This window comes from Pseudonocardia sp. T1-2H, assembly GCF_038039215.1.
GTDB lineage: Bacteria > Actinomycetota > Actinomycetes > Mycobacteriales > Pseudonocardiaceae > Pseudonocardia.
Genome location: NZ_JBBPCL010000001.1, coordinates 705,761 through 729,906, shown reverse-complemented (window position 1 = coordinate 729,906; position 24,146 = coordinate 705,761). Strand labels below are relative to the sequence as shown.

The following is a 24,146-nucleotide window of genomic DNA, read 5'->3' as shown; positions in this document are numbered from 1 at the left end:
CGCGGTGCGAGGGCGCCGCGCAACTCGGCGACCCCCATCAGGTGGATCGTGTCCTCACCCGTTCGGACCAGCGGTCGGAGGGGTACCTCACGGGCCCGGAGGTGCGATGTGGACGACGGTCGTGGTCGTCATCTCGTCCAGCAGCTCGGGCCCGTAGCCGAAGCCCTGCCCGCTCGCCCGGCGCGGCTGGGCGGCGCCCCCGGGGGCTCCCCCGAACGCCGCGTTGATCTTCACGGTCCCGACCGGCAGCTCCCGCCAGGCCCGCTGGGCGTGCCCCATGTCCGCCGTCAGCACCACCGCCGCCAGCCCGTACCGGTCGTCGGCGGCCTCGCGGAGTGCGGTGTCGAAGTCCGGGACGACGCGGACGGGTGCGACCGGGCCGAAGGTCTCCTCGCGCAGCACGGCCATCGAGGGCGTGCAGCCGGTCAGGACGGTCGGCGGGTAGTAGGCACCCGGCCCGTCCGGCAGCGCGCCGCCCGCGCGAAGCTCGGCGCCCTCGGCCAGCGCACCGCGGACGTGGTCGTGGACGTGGTCGCGCTGCCGGCGGTCCACGAGCGGACCGATCCGGTCCGCCCACTCCCCCGCCCGGGCGGTCAGCTCGGCGAGGAACGGCTCGGCGACGTCCCGGTGCACGTAGATCCTCTCGACGGAGACGCAGATCTGCCCGGCGTTCGCGAAGGACCCGAGGGCGGCCTGCTCCGCGGCCCAGGCCGGGTCCGCCCCGGCGTCGACGATCATCGGGTCGTTGCCGCCGTTCTCCAGCAGCGCGCGGGCGCCGGTGCGGGCGCAGGACTCGGCGATCGCCCGGCCGGCCGCCGTGCTCCCCACGTGCGCGACCACGTCGACCTCGTCGCTGCGGGCCAGCCGCGCGCCGATCGTGCCGTCCCCGTCCACGATGCGCAGGACGCCGTCCGGCAGGTGGTCCGCGAGGATCTCGGCGAACCGGCGGCCCGTCGCGGGGCAGCGCTCGCTCGGCTTGTGCACGACCGTGTTGCCGGTGACGAGCGCGGCGCCGAGCAGGCCCGCGGCGACGGCGACGGGGTCGTTCCACGGGGTCAGGACGGCGACGACGCCGCGCGGCATCGGGACCATCAGGTCCGTCGCGCCCCACCCGCCCTGCAGGCTGCGGCCGCGGTGGACGGGCCCCAGCTCGGCGTACTGCTCGAGGGTGCCGGCTCCGGCCTCGATCCCGCCCCGGGCGTCGTCGGGGGTCTTGCCGGTCTCCCGGGTGTTGAGCTCGGCCAGCTCGTCCGCCGCGGCACGCACCGCGGCCGCCGCGGCCCGCAGCGCCGCACCCCGTTCCGCGGCGGGGGTCCGGGCCCAGCCGGCCTGCGCGGCCCGGGCGGAGGTCAGCGCGTCGGCGACGGCGGGTTCGTCCGCGACGGGCAGCTCCGTGGCGACCTCGCCGGTGCGCGGGTCGAGGACGGTGAGGACACGGTCGGACGGGTCGACCAGGGGGCGCTCGACGATGTCGGTCACGCCAGGTGCTACCCGCCCCCGGGGAGTTCAACCGCCCGGGCGGGCCCGGGTCACCGCCGGGCGCTGGGCGGCGGGACGACCGGCCCGATGTCCCCGTCCGGTGCCTCGTCCAGGTCCACGATCACCGGTGCGTGGTCGCTCGGGCCGGTGCCCTTCCGCGCCTTGCGGTCGATCCAGGCGGCCTGCACCCGCTCGGTCGCCACCTGCCCGGTGAGCACCAGGTCGATCCGCATCCCGAGGTCCTTGTGGAAGCGGCCGGCGCGGTAGTCCCAGTAGGAGAAGACGCGCTCGTCCGGCCAGCGGTCCCGCACGACGTCGCGCAGGCCGGTCGCCTGCAGGGCGGCGAGTGCGTCCCGCTCGGGCTTGGTGACGTGCGTGGACTCGACGAACAGGTCCGGGTCCCACACGTCCGCGTCGGTCGGGGCGATGTTCATGTCCCCGGCGACGACCGTGGTCACGGTGTCGCCGGCCGCGACCATCGTGCGCAGGGCGTCGAGCCAGCGGAGCTTGTAGGCGTAGTGCGGGTCCTCCGGGGTGCGGCCGTTGGGCACGTACACCGAGGTCACGCGCAGTCCCCCGCAGGTCGCGGTGACGGCGCGGGCGTCCGGCGCGGAGTCCTCGTCCGGGAACCGGGGCTCGTCCGGGAGGCCGCGCACGACGTCGTCGAGGCCGACCCGGGAGAGCAGCGCGACCCCGTTCCAGCGGCCCTGCCCGTGGTGGGCGACCTGGTAGCCGCGCTCGGCGAGCACCGCGTCGAAGGTCTCCGCGAAGTCCGCGTCGGACAGCTTGGTCTCCTGCAGGCAGACGACGTCCGGGGCCCGTTCGTCGAGCCAGGGCAGGAGCCGCGGGAGCCGGGACTTCGCGGAGTTCACGTTCCAGGTCGCCAGACGCACGGTCGTCGACCCTACGGGGTGTGCTCCCGGGCCGTCAGCGAGTGGCGGGCAGGGTCCGGGAGGTCTCCGCCTTCAGGACCGCGCCGTTCTCGGTCGGGGTGCCGGTGAAGACCGCCAGCGTGCCGTCGTGCTGCTGGTCGTCGGCGCGCTGACCGACGTCCTCGTGGCCGCCCAGACCAGGTCCGACCTCGACACCCGGCTGCAGGCCCGCGCCGCCGTCGCCGCCCAGCTCGTCGAGCAGGGGGTGCGGCAGGGCGAGCTCGTCCGTCAGGTCGAGAGCCCGACGTCCTCGCGTTCGTGACCGGCAGCGACGGCACGATCTACCGGGACGGCCCGGGGGGCGGCGGCCGCGGGCGAGTTCCGGATACGCGCGGGGACCGGATCGTGCGGAGCGGGCTGCCTTCGAGCTCCGGCTCCCCCGGGCCCGAGGGGCTCAGTCCTCGTCGGCGGGGCTCGCCTTGCGGACGTAGAGGAGCCGGTCCCCCCGCTCCAGGGCGTCGACGGTGGACGCGTCGACGCGGTGCAGCTTCTCCCCGCGGACCACGCCCAGCACGATGTCGGCGAGGTGCCGAGGCGAGCCCCCGACCTCGGACTCCTCGATCTCGCGCTCGCTGATCGCGAATCCGGCGTCGGGCGTCAGCAGATCCTCGACGACCTCCACGACGCTCGGCGTGCGCGTGGCGACCCCGAGCAGCCGGCCCGCCGTCTCCGCCGAGACGATCACCGACGTCGCCCCGGACTGGCGCAGCAGGTGCACGTTCTCGGACTCCCGCACCGCCGCCACGATCCGGGTCTTGGGCGCGAGCTCGCGCGCGGTCAGGGTGACCAGCACGGCGGTGTCGTCCCGGTTCGTCGCCACGATGATCGCCGACGCGTGGTGGGCACCGGCGATCCGCAGCACGGACGACCGGGTGGCGTTGCCGGTGACGGTGACCAGGCCGAGTGCGGAGGCGGCGTCGAGCTGCGCACGGTCGGTGTCCACGACCACGATGTGGTCCGGCTCCGCACCGTCGCCGAGCAACGTCTCGACCGCGGCCCGGCCCTTCGTCCCGTAGCCGACGACGACGGTGTGGTCGCGCACGCGTGACCTCCAGCGTTGGATGCGGAACGACTGCCGGGAGCGCTCGGTGAGCAGCTCGACGGTGGTACCGACGAGGACGATGAGGAAGAGCAGCCGCAGGGGCGTGATGACGACCGTGGTGAGCAGCCGGGCGGTGGCCGTGTACGGGACGATGTCCCCGTAGCCGGTCGTGGAGAGCGACACCGTCGCGTAGTAGAGGGCGTCGTTGAACGAGATCGCGCCCTCACCGTTGTTGTCGACGTAGCCGTCACGACCGATGTAGACGATCAGCGCCGCGCCGAAGAGGGCGGCGAGGGCGATCAACAGCCGCTTGACGAGTGAGAAGACCGGGCTCTCGGCGGAGTCGGGCATGCGGATGACCCCGACGATCTGCTGATCGACGGGAGTACGGCTCGGCCGACCACGCACGGCGCGGAGACTAGCGGCCGTTCGTCCCCCTCGCGTAGGTGACCCGCCCCTCGTCGGAGTCCCTCGCCCGGCGCGACGTGGCGGCGGTGGCAGGATCGCCGCGATGAGCAGCCGATCGAGATCATTCCGGCCCGCGGCGGCGCTCGCCGGGCTTCTGGGCGTCTCCGGGGTCGGGCACTTCGCGCGACCGGGCTTCTTCGACGCGATCGTCCCGAGGTCGCTGCCGGGCGAGCCGCGCTCCTGGACGTACGCGTCGGGGGTCGCCGAGTTGGGCATCGCCGCCGCGCTCGCCGTGCCGCGCACCCGGAAGCTCGGCGGGTACGCGGCCGCGGCCCTGTTCGTCGCCGTGTTGCCGGCCAACGTGTCCATGGCCCTGCGCTGGTCGGATCGCTCCGCGCCGGAGCGGGCGATCGCCTACGGCCGGCTGCCGCTGCAGGTCCCGCTGGTCCTCTGGGCGCTCCGGATCGCCCGTCCTCCGGGGGCCCGCCGGTAGCGCCGGGTCGCTTCCTAGCCCTCGGGGACGATCCCGGCCTCGGCCGCACCCTTCTCCAGCACGTCGAGCCCGAAGGCGGCGACCGGGTCGAGCGTGCCGGGGCCCTGCACCCCGCCCTCGAGCGCCCGGCCCGCGCCCCACGCCAGCAGGTCCGCGGTGATCGCGTAGGCCTCCGGGGCGACGAGCCGGGTGCGCGCGAGCAGCGCGCCGGTGGCGTCGAAGACCTCGGCGACGAAGTGCGAGGTGCTGCGGGCCAGGTTCTCCGCCGACGGCGCCGCCGACGCCCGGGACGCCGCGAGCCGGGCCACCCGCGTCGCGGCGCGGCCCAGCGCCGGGACCCTGTCCAGCAACGGCGCGAGCCGGCTGGCCGCGTGCACCACCGGGCTCGCCGGGCCGAACCAGCCCAGGTAGACGTCGACCGTCGAGAGACCGGGGGCGAGCGCGGGCAGCGCGAACTGCTCGGTGGCACCGATGGTGACGCCCGGACGCTGCCGGCCGGCGACGTCGAACGAGCGCATCCGGGCGCCGGTGGGCTCGGCCGTCAGCCCGCCGTTCCGCCACGCGTACGCCCGCTCCGTCGCGACCCCGATCAGCGAGTCCAGGGTGCCGCGGGAGAACGGCTGGCCGCGGCCGCCGCCGGCGATGAAGTACCCGACGTCGACGCGGTCGGCCTCCGCCCCCGCGTCCCGGAGCGCGAGGGCACCGGCGAGGACCCCGGGCACGTAGTCGTTGCCGAAGGCGGGGATCAGCGCGGCACCGCTGCGCTCGGCCGCGGGCCCCTGGAGCTCGAACACCTCCCGGATGAACGGCGGCTCGCCCGTCGAGTCCAGGTAGACGGCGCCCGCCTCGACGACCGCCGCCAGGGCCGCGCCGCCGAGCTCCGCGAACGGCCCGACGGTGCTGACCAGGACGTCCTCTCCCCCGACGAGCGCCCGCACCGACGCGACGTCGGTGACGTCCGCCCGGGCCGTCTCCAGTCCGCCGAGCCGGGCGGCGAGCGCGTCGAGCCTCGCCGGGTCCCGGCCGGCGAGCACGGGCGCGAGGCCCCGGGACACCATGGCTTCGGCGGTGCGGCCACCGGTGTAGCCGGTGGCTCCGAACAGCACGATCTTTCCGGTCACGAGCGCGAGCGTAGGGCTCCCTCGAACCGCGATGCGGTTCGAGGCGCCGTCCCGGGCGGAATCGCGGGATTCGCCGTGGTCCGGGGCCGGCCCCGATGTCTACTCCCCGGCCTCCGGAAGGGACCGGAGCAGCGCATGGAGCCCGGGCGCGTCCAGCATGTCCGCGGGCCGGAGCGTGACGTCCGGGCGGACGTAGTGGAAGGCCGCCCGGACCGTCGACGGGTCCACCCCGGCCAGCGCGGCCCAGGCCAGCCGGTACACCGCGAGCTGCACGCTCACCGCGGGCAGCCGCGCGTCGTCCGGGACCGCGCCGGTCTTCCAGTCCACGACGGTGTAGCCGCCGTCCGGGTCCGCGAACACGGCGTCCATCCGGCCGCGCACCGCGACCCCGGCCAGCACCGTCTCGAACGGGACCTCGGCCTCCACCGGCACCCGGTCCGACCAGGCGGACGCGAGGAACGCCTCCTGCAGCTCGACCAGCGTGTCGTCCCCCACGGCGTCCTCGTCCGCCGCGCCGGGCAGCTCGTCGAGGTCCAGCAGGCGTTCGGCGCCGAAGCGCTGCTCCAGCCAGGCGTGGAAGGCCGTGCCGCGGCGGGTGTGCGGGTTCGGCGGGAGCGGGAGCGGCCGGCGCAGCCCGGCGGCCAGCGCGTCCGCGTCCGCGGCGAGCTCGACGAGCTGGCTCACCGACACCTGCGCGGGCAACGCCACCGACGGCCGGGCCGCCGCGGCGGCGCGCTCGGCCAGCAGCACGTCCACGTCCGCGGCCCAGCCCTCGGGGTCGGGCTCCTCCGGTGCTTCGAGATCGTCCAGCTCGAGGCTGAGCTGCGGTTCCTCGGGCTCCCGTGAGCGGCGGCGTTCCGCTCGCTTGGCCCGTTCCCGCGTCCGCAAGGCCTCGCGGACCATCTCGGCACCCGCGTGGACGTCCGGCGACCGGGCTCCGAGGGGATCGACCGGCCACTCGGCCGTCACGATCTCGGCGGTGACCGGGTTGACGTCGTCCGGCTCGGGCTCGGGAGCCCACTGCTCCACGCCCGTCCCACGCGAAGCGTCCATGTCGCCGACGACCTCGCGCAGCTCCTCCAGGAACACCGACGGCCGGCGCGGCTTCTCCCCCGTCGCGCCCCAGCGGTGCCCGGAGCAGAACAGGACGTGCTCGGAGCGGGTGAGCGCGACGTAGAACAGGCGGCGCTCCTCGACGAGCCGCCGCGCGTCCAGCCCGGCGTCGTGCTCCTTGAGGGCCTGCTCGACCTGCTTGCGGTCCGGCGCCGGCGGCAGGTAGAGGCCGGGGAGGTCGTCCGCGTCCCCGCGCAGCGGGACGGGCAGCTCGGACGGGTCCTTGAGCCAGCTGCCGGACATCTTTCGGCCGGGGAAGACCTGCGCGACGAGGTGCGGGACGGCCACGACCTCCCACTCCAGACCCTTCGCGGAGTGCACGGTGAGGATCTGCACCCGGTCCGGCGCCACCTCGACCTCGCCCGGGGAGAACCCGTCCTCCGCCTTCTCGGCGGTCTCCAGGTAGTCCAGCAGCGCGGGCAGGCTCGCGACCTCCGCGCCCGCCGCGAAGTCCGCCACGACACCCGCGAACGCGTCCAGGTGGGCGCGTCCGACGGGCCCCGGACGCGAGACGCTCTCCGCGTCCAGCAGCAGGATCCGCTCCGCGTCCGCGACCAGGTCCGTGAGCGGCGCCGACGCGCGGGAGCGCAGCCAGGACAGCTCGCGGGCCAGCCGCCGGATCCGCTCGAACCCCGCCGCGGAGTAGCGCTCGGCGTCCCCCGGGTCGTCCAGCGCGTCGACGAGCCCGGCCTGCTCGGCCTGCTCGCCCGGCAGCGCGCCCAGCGCCAGCTCCGCCGGGGACAGCGGCCCCGGACGCGCCGGCAGGGCGGGGACGAGCTCGCGCGCCCGCTTCCACAGCGCCGCCAGGTCCGCGACGCCGAGCCGCCACCGCGCACCCGTCAGCAGCCGGACGGCGGCGGGCCCGGCGAGCGGGTCCGCGACGATCCGCAGCGCGCTGACCAGGTCCCGGACCTCGGGGGTGTCCAGCAGGCCGCCCAGCCCGACGACCTCGACGGGCAGCCCGCGCTCCCGCAGCGCGACCGCGATCGCGTCCATGTCCGAGCGGCGGCGGACGAGCACCGCCGCCGTCGGCGGGGGTTCGCCCGCGTCGACCCGGCCGTGCCAGTGCCCCGCGATTCCGTCCGCCAGCCAGGCGACCTCGGAGTTGACGTCCGGCAGCAACGCGATCCGGACGTCTCCCGGGCGGGCCGCGGGCCCCGGCCGCAGCTCGCCTACGGCGACTGCCCCGGGGTCGGTGCCCCCGCCCGACGCACGCAGCGGCGCGGAGACGGCGTTGGCCAGCGTGAGCACCTCGGCCGGGTTGCGGAAGCTCGTGAGCAGCCCGTACTCCTCGGCGGGGCTCCCGTCCGGCTGGGGGAAGTCCGTGCGGAAGCGGGCGAGGTTCCCCGCGCTCGCCCCGCGCCAGCCGTAGATCGACTGGCACGGGTCCCCGACGGCCGTGACGGAGAGCGACTCGTCCCGCGGCTCGGTGCCGGGCACCCGGCCGAACAGCGACCGCAGCAGGACGCGCTGCGAGTGGCCCGTGTCCTGGTACTCGTCGAGCAGCACGGCCCGGAACTGCGAGCGCTCGATCTCCCCGACCTCGGGTCGGCTCTGCGCGACCTTCGCCGCGATCGCCATCTGGTCCGCGAAGTCCATCGCCCGCTCCGCCCGCTTGCGCGACGCGAACGCCTCCACCAGGGGTAGCAGCTCGACGCGCAGCCGCTGGGCGGCCATCCACGCCTTGTAGCCCTGCGACGGCTCGGCCTTCTGCCCCTTCCCGCGGGGGGCGTTCTCCATCAGCGCGACCAGGCGTTCGGCGTGCCGGCGCACGTCCTCCGGCTCGACGAGATGCTCCCCCAGCTCACCGGCGAGCGAGAGCAGGTAGCCGGTGACGGTGGCCGGGACGCGGTCGACGTCCAGGTCGTCCGCCCAGGTGGAGACGACGCGGTGGGCGAGCTGCCACGCCGCGGTCTCCCCGAGCAGCCGGGACGCGGGCTCCGTCGGCAGCCGCAGCGCGTGCTCGCCGACCAGCCGTCCGGCGTAGGCGTGGTAGGTGGAGATCGTGGGCTCGCCCGCGAGCAGCGCGGCGCGCAGGCTGCCGCCCGGGTCCAGCTCGTCGAGCAGCGGGGAGCCGGCCAGGCGACGCAGCCGGGACCGGACGCGGGCACCGAGCTGCTGCGCGGCCTTGCGGGTGAACGTCAGGCCGAGGACCTGTTCGGGCAGCACCTGCCCGGTGGCGACGAGCCAGACCACGCGGGCGGCCATGGTCTCGGTCTTCCCGGCCCCCGCGCCGGCCACGACCAGGGCGGGACGGAGCGGGGCCGCGACCACCGCGGCCTGCTCGGGGGTGGGTGGGGGCAGGCCGAGGGCCCGCGAGAGAACCGCAGGCTCGAGGGCCACCTCCGTCGACGTCACACGCCCTGTCTACCCGACGGCACCGACAGGAATCAGGGGGCCTTGGAGATGCGGAACCAGTCCACCTGCAGCTTGACCTCGTCCGGCGTCGACTCGTCCGGCCCGTCCATCCAGTTCGCCTTCGGGCCCTGGTCCAGCTGGATCGTGGGGTGCATCGGCTTCGTCGGGATGACCGTCTTGTCCGTGGTCTCGAAGCGCTCGACCCCGTCGACGTACCAGGTGATCCGGTCCGGCAGCCAGTCCATCCGGAAGGTGTGCCACTGGGTGTAGTCCCCTGCGTGAGCGCCGTGCACGGAACGGTCCGAGTCCCCGACCGCGTAGTGCACGAAGGTGTGCGCGACGTCCCGGTTCGGCGTCGGGGCCTCCATGATGTCCAGCTCCCCGTCCTCCGGCCATTGCTCGGAGTCCGGCCAGAGCAGGATCGCCGCGCTGAAGCCCTTGCCGCGGTCCGTGCGGGCCCGGAACTCGTAGCGGCCGTAGAGCTGCCCGGCGGCGTAGCGGACGCCGCCGGAGACGCCGTCACCCTCGTGGGCCTTGCCGGTGATCGTCAGCAGCCCGCCCGCCTGGCTGACCGCCTCGGGCTTGCGCAGGCCGTTGCCGAACCCGCCCTTCGAGTCGTAGGCGCTCCAGGTGCCCTCGTTGAGGGCCCCGCTGAACTCGTCCCCGCCGGCCGGCCGCCAGGCGACGGGATCCGCCTCGGCCGCGGCCGGCACGGCGACCGGCGTGCGCTTGGTGGTACCGGTCCGGGGCGGACGGCTGGTGGTGCTACGCGGGGCGGTCGTGGTGGGTGCCGCGGCGGTGGTCGTCGGCGCCGGGGTGGGCGCGGCGGCGGTGGTGGTGGGCGCGGACAGCACCTGCCCCTGGGAGACGGGGCCCGTCGGGAAGCTCGGGCGCGTTGCCGCAGCCGGTGAGCAGCGCGGCGAGGGCCACGACCAGGCCCGCGCCGAGTGCGCGCGGACGAGGGTAGAACACGGGGGACCGCCTCCTTCTGGCGCCGAGGAGGCGGCCGGGGGAGAACGGCCGCGCGAGGTTCGGGGGAGCGCCTCGGTGCCGGGCCACCGTACCCCGTCCGACGATCATCGCCTGCCACGTTTTCGCTGGTCGGAGGCTTAGAAGCGACGAAAGGAGGCAGGCGGCGTGAGCCCGGAAGGTTGCCTCACGAGTGGCCTAACTTGATACGACCGAACGGCCGCTTGACACCGCAGGGCAACTACTCCGAACGGGGCAACGCTCGCAGTCCGACCCGACGCGCGCGACGAAGGCGGTGCCGGACGTCTCCTCCGCGCACCGCCACACGACGTCCCGCCACTCGGCGGCCGTCTCGGAGTCCAGGGGTTCCTGCATCGGCTCCTTGGGCCGGCCCGACGCGTAGCGGTCCGCGACGTAGACGAGCCGCGCTCCCCCGGGCGGTGCCTGCGCCCCGACCAGGTCCGAGAAGGCGCCCAGGGCCGTCGCGAGCTGGTAGACGGCGAGCTGCGGGTGCTCGGCGGCCGTCTTCGCGCTGACCGCGGTCCTCCCGGTCTTGACGTCGACGACCACCGGCCTGCCCTCGGCGTCGACCTCGAGGCGGTCCACCCGGCCGCGCAGCCGCACGCTGCGCCGGATCGGCGGCTCCTCCGCCGTCCCGGCGCCGTCGTTCCCGGGGTCGTCCCCCGCGATGTCCGGCTCGGCCGCGATGTCCAACTGCACCGCCTGCTCGACGGCGACGAGCCGCAGCCCCTCGGCCCGGCTCTCGGCCACCCAGCGGTCGAACCCGGCGAGCATCTCCCGCACCCGCGCCAGCTCGCGGCGGCCGTACCAGGGCGCGCCCGCGTCCAGCCGGTCCCACGCCGTGCGCAGCGCGGCCTCCAGCTCGGCAGGATCCGCCCCGGCCGCGCCGGCCTGGACCAGCGCGTGCACGAGCGAGCCGGTGACCGCGGACAGCGCGCCCGTCTCGTCCCCGCCGTGGCGCTGCAGCACCCAGCGCAGCGGGCAGGAGTTGATCAGCTCGATGTCCGAGGGCGAGACCGGGACCAGCGCCCCGGGTGCGCGCAGCGGCGCGTCCGACGACGGCGGCGCGACCCCGTACCACTCGTCCGGATGCGCGCCGGGCACGTTCTCGGCGGCGAGCCGGGCGAGCTGGGCGGCCGCGCGGGCCCGGCTCGCGGCCGCCTCCGGATCACCGTGGTCCGGCGCGGTGACGGCCCGGCGCAGCTCGCCGACCAGCTCGGCGAGCACCAGGGCGCGGCCGGGCCGGTGCACCGCCCGCCCCTCCAGCGCGGTGGCGGGCACCGGGTCCAGCTCGTCCAGGAAACGGGAGGGCTGCTCGTCCTCCCCCTGGACCGCGCTGACCAGCAGCCGCGACCGCGACCGGGAGCACGCGACGTAGAACAGCCGACGTTCCTCGGCGAGCAGCGGCGCGACCCGGGAGACCGTCCCGTGCGCGCCCGCCGGCTCGGCGACCCCCGCGACCAGGTCCACCAGGCGCTCGTTGCCGAGCAGGCTGCCGCGCAGCCGCAGGTCCGGCCAGCTGCCCTCCTGCACGCTCGGCACCGCCACGACCTCCCACTCCCGCCCGCGCGCCGCGTGCGCCGTGAGCAGCGCGACGGCCTCCCCGCGGGGTGCGCGGTCCGCGAGCGTGTCCCCCGGCAGCTGCTGGTCCGTGAGGTAGGACGTGAAGCCCTCGACGTCCGCGCCCGGCAGCCGGTCCGTGTAGCGGGCGGCGGCGTCGAAGAGGGCGAGGACGGCGTCCAGGTCCCGGTCCGCGTGCGCGCCGACGGGGCCGCCGCGGGAGCTGGCCTCGCCCCAGCGCTTGGCGAGCCCGGACTGCCGCCAGACCCGCCAGAGCACCTCCTCCACGCTCTGCCCCTCGCGGATCGCGCCGGCGGCCGTGGCGAGCAGGCGGGAGACCGCCCGCAGGGGCGCGGAGTCCCCGGGGGAAGGGCCGTCAGCGGGTCCGGCCTGCCTCCCGCGGCGGACCGCAGGGCATCGACGAGCAGGGGGTCGCTCCCGGCGCGCTCGGCGTCGTCGGGGACGGGGTCGTCGGCGGCGGACGCGGGGCCCTCACCGACCGGCCCACGGCCCTGGTCGCGGTCCCGGGAGCCGGAGACACCCGGGATGTCGCTTCCGCTCCCGGGATCGGGATCGAGCGGCGGCTCCGCCGCGCGGCGCGACGTCCGGGCCGCGGCGTGCAGCTTCAGCAGGCCCCGGCGCAGCCGCCGCATCCGCATCGGGTCCCCCGAGCCGAGGGACGACGTGAGCAGGGCCGTCGCGACGTCCGCGTCGATCTCGTCCGGGCGGGTGGCGCAGCGCAGGATCAGCAGCAGCGGCAGCACCGCGGGCTGGCGGGCCAGCGGCAGCTCGTCCGGCGGCGCGGCGATCGGCACTCCGGCCGCGACCAGGGCCCGGCGCAGCGCGGGCAGCGTGCGACGCGCGGAGCGGGACAGGACCGCCATGGCCGACCACGGCACCCCCTCGACGAGGTGGGCGCGGCGGAGCTGGTCCGCGATCCACCCCGCCTCCGCCGCCGGCGAGGAGAACACCCGGACCAGCACCGACCCCGGATCCGGCTCGGGTGCGCCCGGGTCGACCGGCGGCGGGACGCGTACCCGCCCCTCCCCGATCCGGCCAGGCTGCGCGCCAGGCGCGCCGACGCCGCGCGCACCGCGGGCGCCTGCCGGTGATCGACGGTGAGCACCGCCGTGGGCGCCTCGACCGCCCGCAACCCGCCCGGATCGGCACCCCGGAAGTTCAGCACCGCCTGGTCCGGATCGCCCGCGAGCAGGGTGCTCTGCGCGGTGCGGGCCAGCACGCGGACCAGCTCCATCTGCTGGGGATCGAGGTCCTGCGCGTCGTCCACGAAGAGGTGCCGGACCCGTTGGCCCTCCGCCGCGAACAGCTCCGGGTCCGACGCCAGCGCGTCGAGCGCGGCGGAGACCAGCTCCGCGGAGTCCAGCGCGGGCGCGGTGGCCTGCGGTGCACCCCGGCCCGCGGCGCCGCGCAGCAGGATCACGTGCTCGTAGGTGCGGAAGAACCGCCCGGCGGCCACCCACTCCGGCATCTCGTGCCGCTCGCCCAGGGTGAAGAGCTCCTCCGGGCCGAGGCCGCGCTCGGCGGCGCGCAGCAGCAGCTCCCGCAGCTCGTTCGCGAAGGCGGGCAGGCCGATCGCCGGGCGCAGCCGCTCCGGCCAGCCCGAGTCCGGCACGCTGCCGTTCCAGTTCGCCAGCTCCCCGCCGAGCAGGTCCCGGACGACGGCGTCCTGCTCGGCGCCGGCGAGCAGCCGCGGCGGCGGGTCGTCGTTCCGGGCGGCGTGCAGGCGCAGGATGCCGAAAGCGTAGGAGTGCACGGTGCGGGCGAGCAGCTCGCGGGACGTGCGCGCGTCGAGCGCGTCCGGATCCGGCAGCCCGCCGTGCAGCAGCCCGGTGAGGCGTTCGCGCAGCTCGACGGCCGCCCGCCGGCTCCCGACGAGCAGCAGCATCCGCTCCGGGTCCACCCCCTCCCGGACCCGCTTCGCCACCGCCTCGAGCAGCAGCGTGGTCTTCCCCGTGCCCGGGCCGCCGACCACCCGCAGCGGGCCGCGATCGTGCTCCAGGACCGCGCGGGCCTGCTCGTCCCACCGGGGGACGCGGACCTCCGGCCGCGGCGCGCGGACGAGGAGCGGACCGGGCCGGGGCACGACCCGGCCGCCTGCGGGTGCGCTCTCCGTCCGGGCCATGTGTCGATTCGACCACGCGACACCGACAGTTCCGCCGCGGACTCCGGAATCGTCGGACCGGGCTGGCACGATCCCTCCCATGTCGCTCCACGTCCACGAGCTCGGCGCGCCGCAGGGCCGCCCGGTCCTCGCCCTGCACGGCGTCACCGGACACGGGCTGCGGTTCCGGCCGCTCGCCGCCGCGCTGCCCGGGCTGCGCTGGCTGTGCCCCGACCTGCGCGGCCACGGCCGCTCCCCGTGGACCCCGTCGTGGGGCCTCGAACAGCAGGTCGCCGACGTGCTCGCCGTGCTCGACCGCGAGGGCCTCGCCGAGGCCGTCGTGGTCGGGCACTCGTTCGGCGGGGCCGTCGCGGCGCATCTGGCCCGGCGCGCACCGGAGCGGGTGTCCCGGCTGGTGCTGCTGGACCCCGCGATCGGTCTCGACCCGCGGGACATGCTCGAGGCCGCCGAGAGCACCCGGCCGGACGAGGTGTTCCCGGACGCCGACGCCGCGCGGGCGGACAAGGCCCAGAGCTGGAAGAACGTGCCGGACGCGCTGCTCGACGCGGAGATCGCGGACCATCTCGTCCCGCACGGGGAGCAGTGGGCGTGGCGCTACTGCCGGGCGGCCGTCGTCGCGGCCTGGAGCGAGATGGCCCGGCCCGCCGTCGTCCCGCCGGCCGGTGTGCCGACGCTGCTGCTCCCGGCCGGGCGGGAGGACTTCGTGCGGCCGGAGTGGGTCGCGGCGTGCCGGGCCGAGCTGGGCGACGCGCTCACCGTCGCCGAGGTGGACGCGGGGCACATGCTCTACCTCGAGCGCACCGCCGAGGTGGTGGACCGGCTGCGGGCGTTCCTGGATGGATGAGGAGGTCCTCGAACGGGTCCGGGACGTGGTCGCCGCGATCCCGCCGGGCGAGACGTCGACCTACGGCGAGGTCGCGGCGCGGGCGGGGATCCGCTCGGCCCGGCTCGTCGGCCGGATCCTCGCCGAGGACGGCCACGACCTCCCCTGGCACCGGGTCCTGCGGGCGAACGGCACCTGCGCACCGCACATCGCGCAGGAGCAGGCCGCACGGCTCCGGGCCGAAGGCGTGCTCCTGGTGGACGGGAGGCTCCCGAAGGAGCACCGGCGGCGCTGAGCCGCGGCACCCATGGGTCAGGCCGCCGCGGCCCCCGCCTCGACGCCCGCGCGGTAGCGAGCGACGACCGCTCCCACGACGTCCTCGTGCGCTCCCAGCGGCGCCCCGACGACGTCCGCGCCCGAATCCTCGATCCGGCTGTGGAACACCCCCGGCGCGAGCAGCCAGGAGGCGACCGCGATCCGGTCCTCCCCGGCCCATCGCAGGCCGTCGACCAGGGCGTCGACCTTCGGAGCGGCGGTGGCCGCGAAGCCGACCCGGACGCGTCGGCCGAGGAGCGAGCCCAGCATCCGGCCCGCCGTGCGCACCTCGGCGAGGGCCGCCGGGTCCGACGAGCCCGCGGCCGCGAGCACGACCGCGTCCCCCGGGCGCAGGCCCGCGCCCCGCAGCCGGGCCAGCGCCGCCTCGGCGAGCAGGCGGTCCGGGCCGAGTGCGGGCGTCACCACGAAACGCGACGGGTCCGCGCCCACCTCGGCGAGCTGGGCCGGCAGGTCCGTCCGCACGTGGTAGCCGGAGGCCAGGAAGGCCGGGAGCACGACGGCGCCGGACAGACCGTCCGCCCGGAGCGCGGCGACGGCGTCCGCGACGGTCGGCGTGCGGACGTCCACGTAGGCGACCCGCACGTCCGCGCCGTCCAGCCGCTCCCGGGCGGCCGCGGCGATCTCGCGGACCACCTCGTCCGCCGCGGCGCTCCGGCTCCCGTGCGCCACCAGCAGCAGCGGCGCCTTGACGTCAAACACAGTGGCCACCGGTCGGTGCGGGGCCCGCCCCGGGGTCCAGGGCGAGTCGGTACCCGCGCTTGACCACGGTCTGGACCAGCTTCGGGGTGCCGAGCGAGGACCTCAGCCGGGTCATCGCCGTCTCGACCGCGTGCTCGTCGTCGCCACCGCCGGGCAGCGCCCGGAGCAGCTCCGCACGGGTGACGACCCGGCCGGCCCGGCGGGCGAGGACGCGCAGCATCGCCATGCCGGTGGGCGGCACGTTGCGCAGCTCGCCGTCGACCAGGACGGCGTGTCCGCGCAGCTCCAGCCAGTGCCCGGCGACCGGCAGCCGGCGCGCCCGGGTCGGCGCCTCGGCCTCCAGCGTCCGGACCATCGCACCGAGCCGCGAGCGGGCGGGCTGCAGGGTCGGGATGTCCACGGCCTCCAGCGGCGCCGCCGTCACCGGGCCGACGCACAATGCCAGGACGGGCCCGCGCATCGCCTCGACCAGCTCGTCCTTCACCCCGCGTTCGGCCGCCCGCGCGAGCAGGCTGGCGGCGGCGGGCGCGCTCGTGAAGGCCAGCATGTCGACGCCGCCGGCGAGCACGGAGTCCGTCAGCCGGTCCATCGGGCCGAGGTCCGCGGGCGGCACCCAGCGGTAGACCGGCACCTGGACGACCTCGGCGCCGGCCAGCTCGAGGGCGTCGACGACGTCCGGGAGTGGCTCGCCGTGCAGCTGCATCGCGATCCGCAGGCCGTCGACGCCTTCCTCCAGCAGGTACTCCAGCACCTCCGCTGACGACTCGGACGGCGGTGACCACTTCTCCGTCAGCCCGGACGCCCGGATCGCCCCGCGCGCCTTGGGCCCGCGGGCGAGCAGCTCACCCTTGCCGAGCGCGGCGAGCAACGCCTCGCCGATGCCCCAGCCGTCGGCCGCCTCGACCCAGCCGCGGAAGCCGATCCCGGTCGTCGCGACCGTGATGTCCGGCGGGTTCGCGACGAGCGCACGGGTGCGTTCGAGCAGGTCCGTGTCGTCCGCCAACGGGACGATGCGGATGGCGGGGCCGTGCTGCACGCACGCGCCGCGCCGCTCGAGCATCGTGCCCAGCTCCTCGGCCCGGCGCGCGGCGGTGACGCCGACGGTGAATCCCGCGAGGGCGGGAACGGGCGCCGGCTCGGTGGTGGCAGCGGTCATCGCACCATTGTCCGTGCTGTCGGCGGGGTCCACCGCGTAACCGCCCTCACGGTAACCCGATCTGAACACGGTGATCGTCGACGCGGACGGCGTAGACGGCCACGGCCACGTCCGGGTCGTCGAGGCAGTGGCTGGCTGTCACGCCGTCCTCCAGTGGGTCTGTCGCATCCTGGGAATGCACAGACCGCAGGAAGGGCTCATTACCCCGCCGTGGCCCCGTGTGACGCCGACGCAAACCGGTCCTCACGTGCGGTGAGGTGCCGTGTGAGATCACCCGGCCGGGATCGGGCGCGTGAGGCCACGCCCGTCACTCGCGTCGTGGAGCCACGACGCGAGTTCGGAGGGCGGCTGTCAGAGGTGGGCGGCGACGAGGCCCGCGGCGCGCTCGAGGCCGGGGAGGCTCCGGGCCGAGGCGTCGGGGTGCTGGGCGTGCAGGGCCAGCCGGTACAGGACGGCGCGCAGCAGCGCCTGGGGCCACTCGTCGAGGTGCGACCACCGGTCCAGCAGGCCCTCGTCCGCACCGCCCCACGCCACCGCGTCGACGGCGACGACCGCCGCCGCCCATTCGGCCGGGCGCCAGAACGGGACGAGATCGAGCACCGCGGGCGCGCCGTCGACGTCGAAGAGCACGGCGCCGAACAGCTCGCCGTGCACCACCTGCGGGGAGAGCCTCACCGGACGGCGGTGGGCCGCGAGCTGCTCGAACAGCTCCCCGCCGGTCCCCGGGTCCAGGACGAGGCGACGCTCCCCGAACGCGGCGGCGGCGGAGCGGGACAGCAGGTCGTCGCGGTCGTCGAGGAGGCGGGGACGCAGCACTGTGGAGGTGGCGGCGTGCAGGCGCAGCGAGGCGGAGATGACGTCGTCGTGGCGCGGTTCGGAGGAGCCCGCCAGGTTGCGGGACCCGGCCCAGCCGGCGACGACCCAGCGGCCGTCCGAGGACCGGACCGGGCGGGCGAGCCGCACGGCCTCGACCTCGAGGCTGTCCAGGACCCCGGCGGACCACGCGGCGACCGCGTTGTCCGCGACCGGGCGCAGCAGGACGTCCCCGCAGTGCCAGGCGCGCTGGCCCGCCCACACCACCGGCCGCGGCACGACGTCCTTGACCCCGAACGCGACGCGCACGTGGTCGGGCAGGGCGATCGCCGCTTCGCTGGTCGGGACTACGCGTGCTGCCGTCACGACCGGCACGGTACCTGCGTCGTCGCCTGGATCACGGGCGCCACGCGGAGAGATCCCCGAGCAGGACTTCCGGAATCAGGCCCGGCGGTGACGGAGGGCGCCGTCCGAGGCCGCGACGAGGAGCGCCTCAGCTCGCCACGTCCGCGGCCAGGGCCTCCGCGTAGTCCCGGACATCCTGCTCGGACGGGGTCCCGCCGCCGCTGCCCGCGCTGCCGGCGGCCGTACCCGAGCCGCCCGACGAGGAGCTGCTGCTCCGCTCCGTGGTCCCGGAGCCCGAGGAGCCACTCGGCCGGGCCCCGGCGTCCGTGGACCGGCCGGACCCGTTGCCGGAGCTCCCGCTGCGCGGGGTGGTGGTCCGCGAGCCGCTGTCCGAGGCGCCGCCCGCCCGGGCCGCGCCCGTCGACGAGCCGCCGCGGGAGGCGGTGGTGGTCGAGCCGCTGCTCGAATCACTGCCGCTGCCGCTCGCCCGGGCGCCGTCCGAGCTCCGGGACGCGCCGCTGCTGCGCGCCGGGCCGTTCGCGGTGGGGTCCTGCCCGCTCGCCGAGCCCGCGCTCCCGGTCGCGCGCGAGGTGTCCACCCCGGACCGTCCCGAACTGTCCGAACCGGAGTGCTGCGCCCCGTTCCCCGGGTCGACGACGTGGCGGCACCGCGCTGCCGGAGCTTCTCCTGGATCTGCCGGTCCGCCTCGCGGTCCGCCAGCCGAAGTGCCTCGTCGATCTGCGGCGCCGCGAGCCCGCCGGTCATCGTGCTGATCATCGGACCGGCGACGGCGCCGGCGAGGCCCGAGTTTCCCGTACCCACGGGACGCGGAGTCCGGGAGCCGGGGTCGGTCCCCGCATCCTGCTGCTCGACGCCCCGGCGCGCCGGGGCGCCGCCTCCGCCCTGCTCGGCACCCCGGCGGGACGCGTCGGCCCCGCTGCTTCGGTCGGCGCGGCCCTGCGCGGGCTCAGCCTCGACCCGTTCGGTGCGAGCCTGTGCCGAGCCGCCCCGGTCCGGGCCCTGCGGCGATGCCTGCCGGCCGCCGTCCAGGCCGAGGGTTCCGCCGACACCGTCGACGGTGTCCGACACCGCACCCGTCACGCCACCGCGCTGAGGCCCCTGATGCCCGGGCCCCTGCTGCTGCCCGGGGCCCTGCCGCTCCTGACCACCCGGCTGCCCCCGGCCCCGGTCCTTCCGGTCTCCCGAGCCCTGGTCCGGCCGGCCGCCCTGCTGACCGTTCAGCCCGAGCGTCCCGCCGACACCGTCGACGGTCCCCGACACCGCGCCGGTCAGCCCGCCGCCCTGCCCGCCACGCTCGCGCGGCCCGGACGAGCCCTGGGAACCGGAGCCGAGCGCGCGGGCATCCCCGGAGTGGTCGTGCCGCGGTGTCTCCTCCGTGTCGTCCCCCGGCCCGCGCGGGTCCGGCGGGCCGCTCGTGCCGACCTCGCCCGACGGGCGGCTCTCGTCCTGGTCGCGGCCCTGCACGAGCGGCGGCCGCTCGTCCACCCCCTGCGACGGCATCGGGCTCGGCGTGGGGTTCCTCGCGAGCCGGAGCACCTCCTCCCGCACCCGGTCGGTGCGGTCGGCGTCGTTCGGCAGCGGGCTGCGGGTGGCGGTGCGCACGCCCTCGGACAGGTTCTGCACCTGGCTCGCCACCGCGTCCCGGTGCCGGGCCCGCAGATCACGCTGCTCGGACAGGGCCGTGGCCCAGGAGGTGTCGGCGGCCGAGCGCGACGGCGGCGTAGCGGCGGCGTCGAGCAGTCGCTGGATCTCGTCGAGCCGGCTGTCCGCCTGCCGGAGCTCGTCCGAGGCGCGTTCGAGCTCACGGTAGGTCTCCAGCTGGGACTGCAGCGTCGCCCGCTGCTGCTCGAGCACCCGCCTGCGTTCCAGCAGCTGCCGGACGGCGGAAGGGGCGGTCCCGACCTGCTGTGCGGCGGGTGTCGAGTTCCAGGCCCGCTCGGTCTCGCCGATCGTGTCCAGCTGCTCGTTGACGGCGACGAGCGCGAGCTGCGCCCGCCGCGCCCACTCCTCGTCCGTGGTCCCCTCCGGCAGCGTCACCGTCGGCGGGGAGGGATCGGGGGACGACGCGGACGACGTCGTCAGCGCATAGCCGCCGACCAGCACGGCCGTCGCGCCCAGCACCGCGATCGCGCGCCGCCGCCGCGCCAGCCCGGCCATCCACGGCGACCGCGCGCCCGGGAGCTCCCCGGGCTCCGGTTCGGGCTCCTCCCGCACGGGTGCCGCGACGCGCGCCGGCACGGCTCGGCTCCGGACGAGCGGCCGCTGCGGCGTCTCACGGAGCCAGGGCAGCGTCTCGGTCAGCCGGTCGTCGCCGGCGGCCTGCGCCGCGGCCCGTCGCTCACGCCGCGCGGCGACCCGGTGCGCGGCGGTGCAGTAGATCTTCCCGGGACGGTCGGGCGTCTCCTCGACCAGCGCGTCGCACCCGGGGAGCGCGCACCTGCGCCGCAGCGCAGGTGACCCGAACCCGTCGGAGCCGAACCGGTCCACCCCGAAATCGTCCACCACAGCCGGCCCCCATCGCAGTCACCGGGAGCGCGTGCCTGCGCAGCACGACGTCCCCGTCGGGTCACCGAGGCGGCGCTCTCGCGCCCCCGACGCCGCGGCGTCCGAAGGTCCCCACTTCCCTGGCCCCGTTCGGACGACGGGACACGACATCCACCGGGGCAAGGGAGGCTACCCAGGCCGATGATCGATTGTCATTGCTCCAGTCGGACGTGCTCTCCCAGGTCAGAGGCACGGAGCGTCACATAACGGTGTGATCGCTACGCGGCGTCGTGGTGGAGGCGCCCGCCGTCACGGACCGCGACAAAGGGGTTGCTCACATGTGATCCACACCATAGAAACGCCTGCGCGGCGTGATCCGCAGACGCGGACCGCCCGCCCTCGCGAACGAGGACGGGCGGTCGGTACGGCTCCGGGGGATTACCGGGTCAGTAGGTGGGCAGCGAGGGGTCGACCTGCTTGGCCCACGCCAGCACGCCACCCCCGACGTGCACCGCATCGGAGAAACCGGCCTTCTGCAGCGCCGCGAGCGTCTCGGCCGAGCGCGCCCCGGACTTGCAGTGCAGGACGATCGGCTTGTCCTGCGGGAGCTCCGAGAGCGCCTCGCCGGAGAGGATGCGGTCCTTCGGGATGAGGACCGAACCCGGAATCCGGACGATCTCGAACTCGTTCTGCTCGCGAACGTCGATCAGCGCGAAGTCCTTGCCCGCGTCGATCATCTCCTTGAGCTCGAGCGCGGTGATCGTGTTGCCGGCCGCGGCGGCCTGGGCGTCGTCGGAGACGGTGCCGCAGAACGCGTCGTAGTCGATCAGCTCGGTGATCTTGGGCGTGGCCGGGTCCTTGCGGATCTTCACCTGCCGGTAGGTCATCTCGAGGGCGTCGTAGACCATCAGCCGACCCAGGATCGGCTCGCCGATGCCGGTGATCAGCTTGATCGCCTCGTTCACCATGATCGAGCCGATGGACGCGCAGAGCACGCCCAGCACGCCACCCTCGGCGCACGACGGCACCATGCCGGGGGGCGGCGGCTCGGGGTAGAGGTCGCGGTAGTTCAGGCCGAGCCCGTTCGGGGCGTCCTCCCAGAACACCGACGCCTGGCCCTCGAACCGGAAGATCGAACCCCAGACGTACGGCTTCCCGGACAGCACGGCGGCGTCGTTCACCAGGTAGCGCGTGGCGAAGTTGTCCGTGCCGTCGAGGATGAGGTCGTAGTCCGCGAAGATGTCCATCACGTTCGACGAGTCGAGCCGCACCTGGTGCAGCCGGACCTCGACGAACGGGTTCGCCTCCTTGATCGAGTCACGGGCGGACTCGGCCTTGGAGCGGCCCACGTCGGACTGGCCGTGGATGATCTGGCGCTGCAGGTTGGACGAGTCGACCTCGTCGAACTCGACGATGCCCAGCGTGCCGACACCGGCCGCGGCCAGGTACAGCAGCGCGGGCGAGCCCAGACCACCGGCGCCGACGACCAGCACCTTCGCGTTCTTCAGCCGCTTCTGCCCCGTCATCCCGACGTCGGGGATGATGAGGTGGCGGCTGTAGCGCTCGACCTCGTCCTTGGTCAGTTCGGCGGCCGGCTCCACGAGCGGCGGTAGCGCCATGTCAAAGCTCCTCGGTGCTGTCTAGCGTGTCGATCGTGCGTGCATCCCGCTGGTGCCAACGCACTCGTCGGGGCCTATCTTCCCATCCGGGCTCAGGAAGGGCACTCGTCCCAGAGCGCGGCGACACAAGCCGCCACCCGGTCCGGCACCTCGATCTGCGCGATGTGCCCGACGCCGGCCAGCATCAGCAGCCGCCCGTCCGGGAACGTGCGCGCCGCCCGCGCGGCGAGCCGGGGGGAGATGAGCCGGTCCCGGTCGCCCCAGACCACGAGCGTCGGCACCGGGACGCGTGCGGCCGTCGCCCAGAGCCCGCGACCGGCCCAGCTCGCGAACATCCCCTTGGCCGAGCGGGACACGGCCTCCGCCGCCCAGGGCTGACGCCCGCGGGCCGCGATCTCGGCGGCCGTCTCGTCCAGGCGGGCGTCGGTGGCGCGGCCGGGGTCCCCGAAGCAGAGCGCCATCACCTGCTCGGCCCGCACCCGGGGCGACGCCGCGGCCAGCTGGGCCCGGGCCTTCTTCCCGATTCCCGGGATCATCGCCAGCGCCATCCGCGGATCGGACATCCGGCGCGGGTCCGGCCGCCGGTCCGGGAAGGCGGGCGAGACCAGGGTGAGCGTGCGGACGAGCTCCGGACGGCGGGCGGCCACCATCGTCGCGACCATCCCGCCGAGCGAGTTGCCCAGCAGGTGCACGGGCCGCCCGCGCCCGGCCAGCCAGGAGAGCAGGGCATCCGCGTGGCCGGACGGCGTGTAGTCCCGCGAGGGCAACGGCGCCGAGCACCCGAACCCCGGCAGGTCGACCGCGACGCCCGCGGCCCGCGGCGCGAGCAGGCCCGCGAGGTCCGTCCAGTTCGTCGCGGAGCCGGAGAGTCCGTGCACGTAGACGGCCTCGGCGCCGTTGCCAGGGGTCTCGCGGACGTGCAGGGTCACCCCGCCGGAGGTGACGTCGCGGCCCGGCCACGCGGGCCAGTGCCCGTTGCTCGGCAGGACCGGGAGGTCGGCCGGGTCGACGGTGCCCGCGGGGCGAGGCACGGAGGTGCACCGCGGGTGGACCAGCGGGAGCGCGACGGAGACCACCCGACGAGCATGACCTGAACCCACCCGTCCCGACCACCTCGGGTGACCCACCATTCGGCCCCCGGCGACGGGCCGATACCCCCTGGGGTAGGTTTACCGTGTCGGACGGCCCGTTCGTGCGTTGTACCCCCCGATGGTGCGCCGCGTCGAACGCGCACGACGGCCCCGCGAAGACGAGCCAGGGAGACGTGACGCATGCAGACCGCGGTGCGGCTCGGCAGCTACCTCGCCGTGCTCTGTGTCGTGTTCGGGGCCGCGTGGGGTGCGGGGTCCGCGTTCGGGGGGTCCGGCGACGGCCCGGCCCCGGCGGCGGCGCAGGCGCACGAGCCGGGGATGGCCGCGATGGCTCCCCCGCCGGCGGCCGCCGGCCCGGATCCCGCGGATCCGCTCGGCCTCTCGGCCACCGCGGCCGGCTACACCTTCGTCCCCACGACGACGTCGTTCGGCGTCAACAGCCCCACGACGTTCAGCTTCCGCATCACCGGCTCGGACGGGGCGCCCGTCACGGCCTTCGACGCGGCCCCGGACCAGGAGTTCCGGCCCGGCGAGCGGATGAACCTGCTGGTGGTGCGGCGGGACGCGGCCGGCATGCAGGACCTCTCCCCCACCATGGGTCCCGACGGCACGTGGAACGTCCCGTTCCTGCTCCCGGCGGCGGGGGTGTGGCGGGCCTACGCGGACTTCATCCCGACCGGCGGCCCGCGGCTCGCGCTGGGCACGGACCTCTTCGCCCCCGGGGAGTTCGCCCCGTTCACGTTCCCCGACTCCCGCATCTTCCCGCCCGCGGGCGCCCCGGCCGCGGTGGACGGCTACCAGGTCCGGATCGACGGCCGGCTGGTCCCCGGGGTCCCGTCGGCGGTCTACACGACCGTCGGGCGTTGGGGGCAGCCGGTCACCGAGCTCGAGCCCACCCGGGGCGGCTTCGGCAGGCTCGTCGCGGTCCGCGAGGGAGACCTGGCGTACGTCCGGGTCCGGCCGGAGACCACACGGCCGCTCCCGACGGACCGCGCCGGCCCGGCGATCGCCTTCAGCACCGAGGTCCCGACAGCCGGGACCTACCGGTTCTTCCTGGGATACCGGCACGAGGGCCGGACCGGGACGGCCGAGTTCACCGTCTCCACGGCAGGGAGCTGAG

General features: G+C 75.8%; 20 protein-coding genes. 5 read left to right on the top strand and 15 right to left on the bottom strand.

Annotation, left to right across the window (positions count from 1 at the left end; all coding sequences use genetic code 11):
• Window positions 1-87 precede the first annotated feature (87 nt).
• Both WBK50_RS03650 and WBK50_RS03645 read right to left on the bottom strand, forming a co-directional pair.
• A complete protein-coding gene (locus WBK50_RS03650) occupies window positions 88-1,479 on the bottom strand; it encodes an aldehyde dehydrogenase family protein (protein ID WP_341334229.1) in 1,392 nt (463 codons plus the stop codon).
• 50 nt (window positions 1,480-1,529) lie between these two features.
• Complete coding sequence (locus WBK50_RS03645; protein WP_341334228.1) at window positions 1,530-2,372, bottom strand: exodeoxyribonuclease III; 843 nt, start codon at window positions 2,370-2,372, stop codon at window positions 1,530-1,532.
• A gap of 127 nt (window positions 2,373-2,499) precedes the next feature.
• On the opposite strand from WBK50_RS03645, the gene WBK50_RS03640 reads away from it, so the two are divergent.
• The gene (locus WBK50_RS03640) at window positions 2,500-2,673 is read left to right on the top strand and encodes a hypothetical protein (RefSeq protein WP_341334227.1); all 174 of its coding nucleotides are present in this window, start codon (window positions 2,500-2,502) and stop codon (window positions 2,671-2,673) included.
• A gap of 132 nt (window positions 2,674-2,805) precedes the next feature.
• Here WBK50_RS03640 and WBK50_RS03635 read toward each other — a convergent pair whose 3' ends face one another.
• Entirely contained in the window at window positions 2,806-3,804 is a 999-nt protein-coding gene (locus tag WBK50_RS03635; RefSeq protein ID WP_341334226.1) for a potassium channel family protein, read from the bottom strand.
• A gap of 160 nt (window positions 3,805-3,964) precedes the next feature.
• On the opposite strand from WBK50_RS03635, the gene WBK50_RS03630 reads away from it, so the two are divergent.
• Window positions 3,965-4,354 (top strand): DoxX family protein, encoded by a 390-nt coding sequence (locus WBK50_RS03630; protein ID WP_341334225.1) that lies wholly within the window; start codon window positions 3,965-3,967, stop codon window positions 4,352-4,354.
• A 14-nt stretch (window positions 4,355-4,368) separates the two neighbouring features.
• On the opposite strand, the gene WBK50_RS03625 is transcribed toward WBK50_RS03630, so the two are convergent.
• The 6 genes from WBK50_RS03625 to WBK50_RS03600 form a co-directional block, all read right to left on the bottom strand.
• On the bottom strand, window positions 4,369-5,475 hold the full coding sequence (locus tag WBK50_RS03625) for a saccharopine dehydrogenase family protein (RefSeq protein WP_341334224.1): 1,107 nt from the start codon (window positions 5,473-5,475) through the stop codon (window positions 4,369-4,371).
• Window positions 5,476-5,574: 99 nt separating this feature from the next.
• Window positions 5,575-8,946, bottom strand: a complete 3,372-nt coding sequence (locus WBK50_RS03620; protein WP_341334223.1) for an ATP-dependent helicase — start codon at window positions 8,944-8,946, stop codon at window positions 5,575-5,577.
• Window positions 8,947-8,978: 32 nt separating this feature from the next.
• Window positions 8,979-9,659 carry a glycoside hydrolase family 16 protein gene (locus tag WBK50_RS03615; protein ID WP_341334222.1) on the bottom strand — a complete coding sequence of 227 codons (681 nt, stop codon included), beginning with the start codon at window positions 9,657-9,659 and terminating at the stop codon, window positions 8,979-8,981.
• Between the two features lie 52 nt (window positions 9,660-9,711).
• A complete protein-coding gene (locus WBK50_RS03610; protein WP_341334221.1) occupies window positions 9,712-9,918 on the bottom strand; it encodes a hypothetical protein in 207 nt (68 codons plus the stop codon).
• A 195-nt stretch (window positions 9,919-10,113) separates the two neighbouring features.
• Window positions 10,114-11,784 (bottom strand): PD-(D/E)XK nuclease family protein, encoded by a 1,671-nt coding sequence (locus WBK50_RS03605; RefSeq protein WP_341334220.1) that lies wholly within the window; start codon window positions 11,782-11,784, stop codon window positions 10,114-10,116.
• Window positions 11,785-12,241: 457 nt separating this feature from the next.
• Window positions 12,242-13,639, bottom strand: coding sequence for a UvrD-helicase domain-containing protein (locus WBK50_RS03600; protein WP_341334219.1), 1,398 nt, complete (start codon window positions 13,637-13,639; stop codon window positions 12,242-12,244).
• A gap of 79 nt (window positions 13,640-13,718) precedes the next feature.
• Here WBK50_RS03600 and WBK50_RS03595 point away from each other — a divergent pair, with 79 nt between their 5' ends.
• Together WBK50_RS03595 and WBK50_RS03590 are read left to right on the top strand one after the other, a co-directional pair.
• Entirely contained in the window at window positions 13,719-14,483 is a 765-nt protein-coding gene (locus WBK50_RS03595) for an alpha/beta fold hydrolase (RefSeq protein ID WP_341334218.1), read from the top strand.
• Window positions 14,476-14,757, top strand: a complete 282-nt coding sequence (locus WBK50_RS03590) for an MGMT family protein (protein WP_341334217.1) — start codon at window positions 14,476-14,478, stop codon at window positions 14,755-14,757. The genes WBK50_RS03595 and WBK50_RS03590 overlap by 8 nt, the downstream gene beginning before the upstream one ends.
• 17 nt (window positions 14,758-14,774) lie before the next feature.
• Here WBK50_RS03590 and WBK50_RS03585 read toward each other — a convergent pair whose 3' ends face one another.
• From WBK50_RS03585 to WBK50_RS03560, 6 genes are all read right to left on the bottom strand, one after another.
• A complete protein-coding gene (locus WBK50_RS03585) occupies window positions 14,775-15,497 on the bottom strand; it encodes a sirohydrochlorin chelatase (protein WP_341334216.1) in 723 nt (240 codons plus the stop codon).
• Entirely contained in the window at window positions 15,490-16,653 is a 1,164-nt protein-coding gene (locus WBK50_RS03580) for a uroporphyrinogen-III synthase (protein ID WP_341334215.1), read from the bottom strand. The genes WBK50_RS03585 and WBK50_RS03580 overlap by 8 nt, the downstream gene beginning before the upstream one ends.
• 351 nt (window positions 16,654-17,004) lie before the next feature.
• Entirely contained in the window at window positions 17,005-17,832 is an 828-nt protein-coding gene (locus WBK50_RS03575; protein WP_341334214.1) for a TIGR02569 family protein, read from the bottom strand.
• A 75-nt stretch (window positions 17,833-17,907) separates the two neighbouring features.
• Window positions 17,908-20,319, bottom strand: coding sequence for a hypothetical protein (locus tag WBK50_RS03570; RefSeq protein ID WP_341334213.1), 2,412 nt, complete (start codon window positions 20,317-20,319; stop codon window positions 17,908-17,910).
• 443 nt (window positions 20,320-20,762) lie between these two features.
• The gene (gene moeZ / locus WBK50_RS03565; protein ID WP_341334212.1) at window positions 20,763-21,935 is read right to left on the bottom strand and encodes an adenylyltransferase/sulfurtransferase MoeZ; all 1,173 of its coding nucleotides are present in this window, start codon (window positions 21,933-21,935) and stop codon (window positions 20,763-20,765) included.
• A gap of 92 nt (window positions 21,936-22,027) precedes the next feature.
• Window positions 22,028-23,011 (bottom strand): alpha/beta fold hydrolase, encoded by a 984-nt coding sequence (locus WBK50_RS03560; RefSeq protein ID WP_341334211.1) that lies wholly within the window; start codon window positions 23,009-23,011, stop codon window positions 22,028-22,030.
• 195 nt (window positions 23,012-23,206) lie between these two features.
• Between WBK50_RS03560 and WBK50_RS03555 the strand changes: the two genes are divergently transcribed.
• Complete coding sequence (locus WBK50_RS03555) at window positions 23,207-24,145, top strand: hypothetical protein (protein WP_341334210.1); 939 nt, start codon at window positions 23,207-23,209, stop codon at window positions 24,143-24,145.
• Window position 24,146 lies beyond the last annotated feature (1 nt).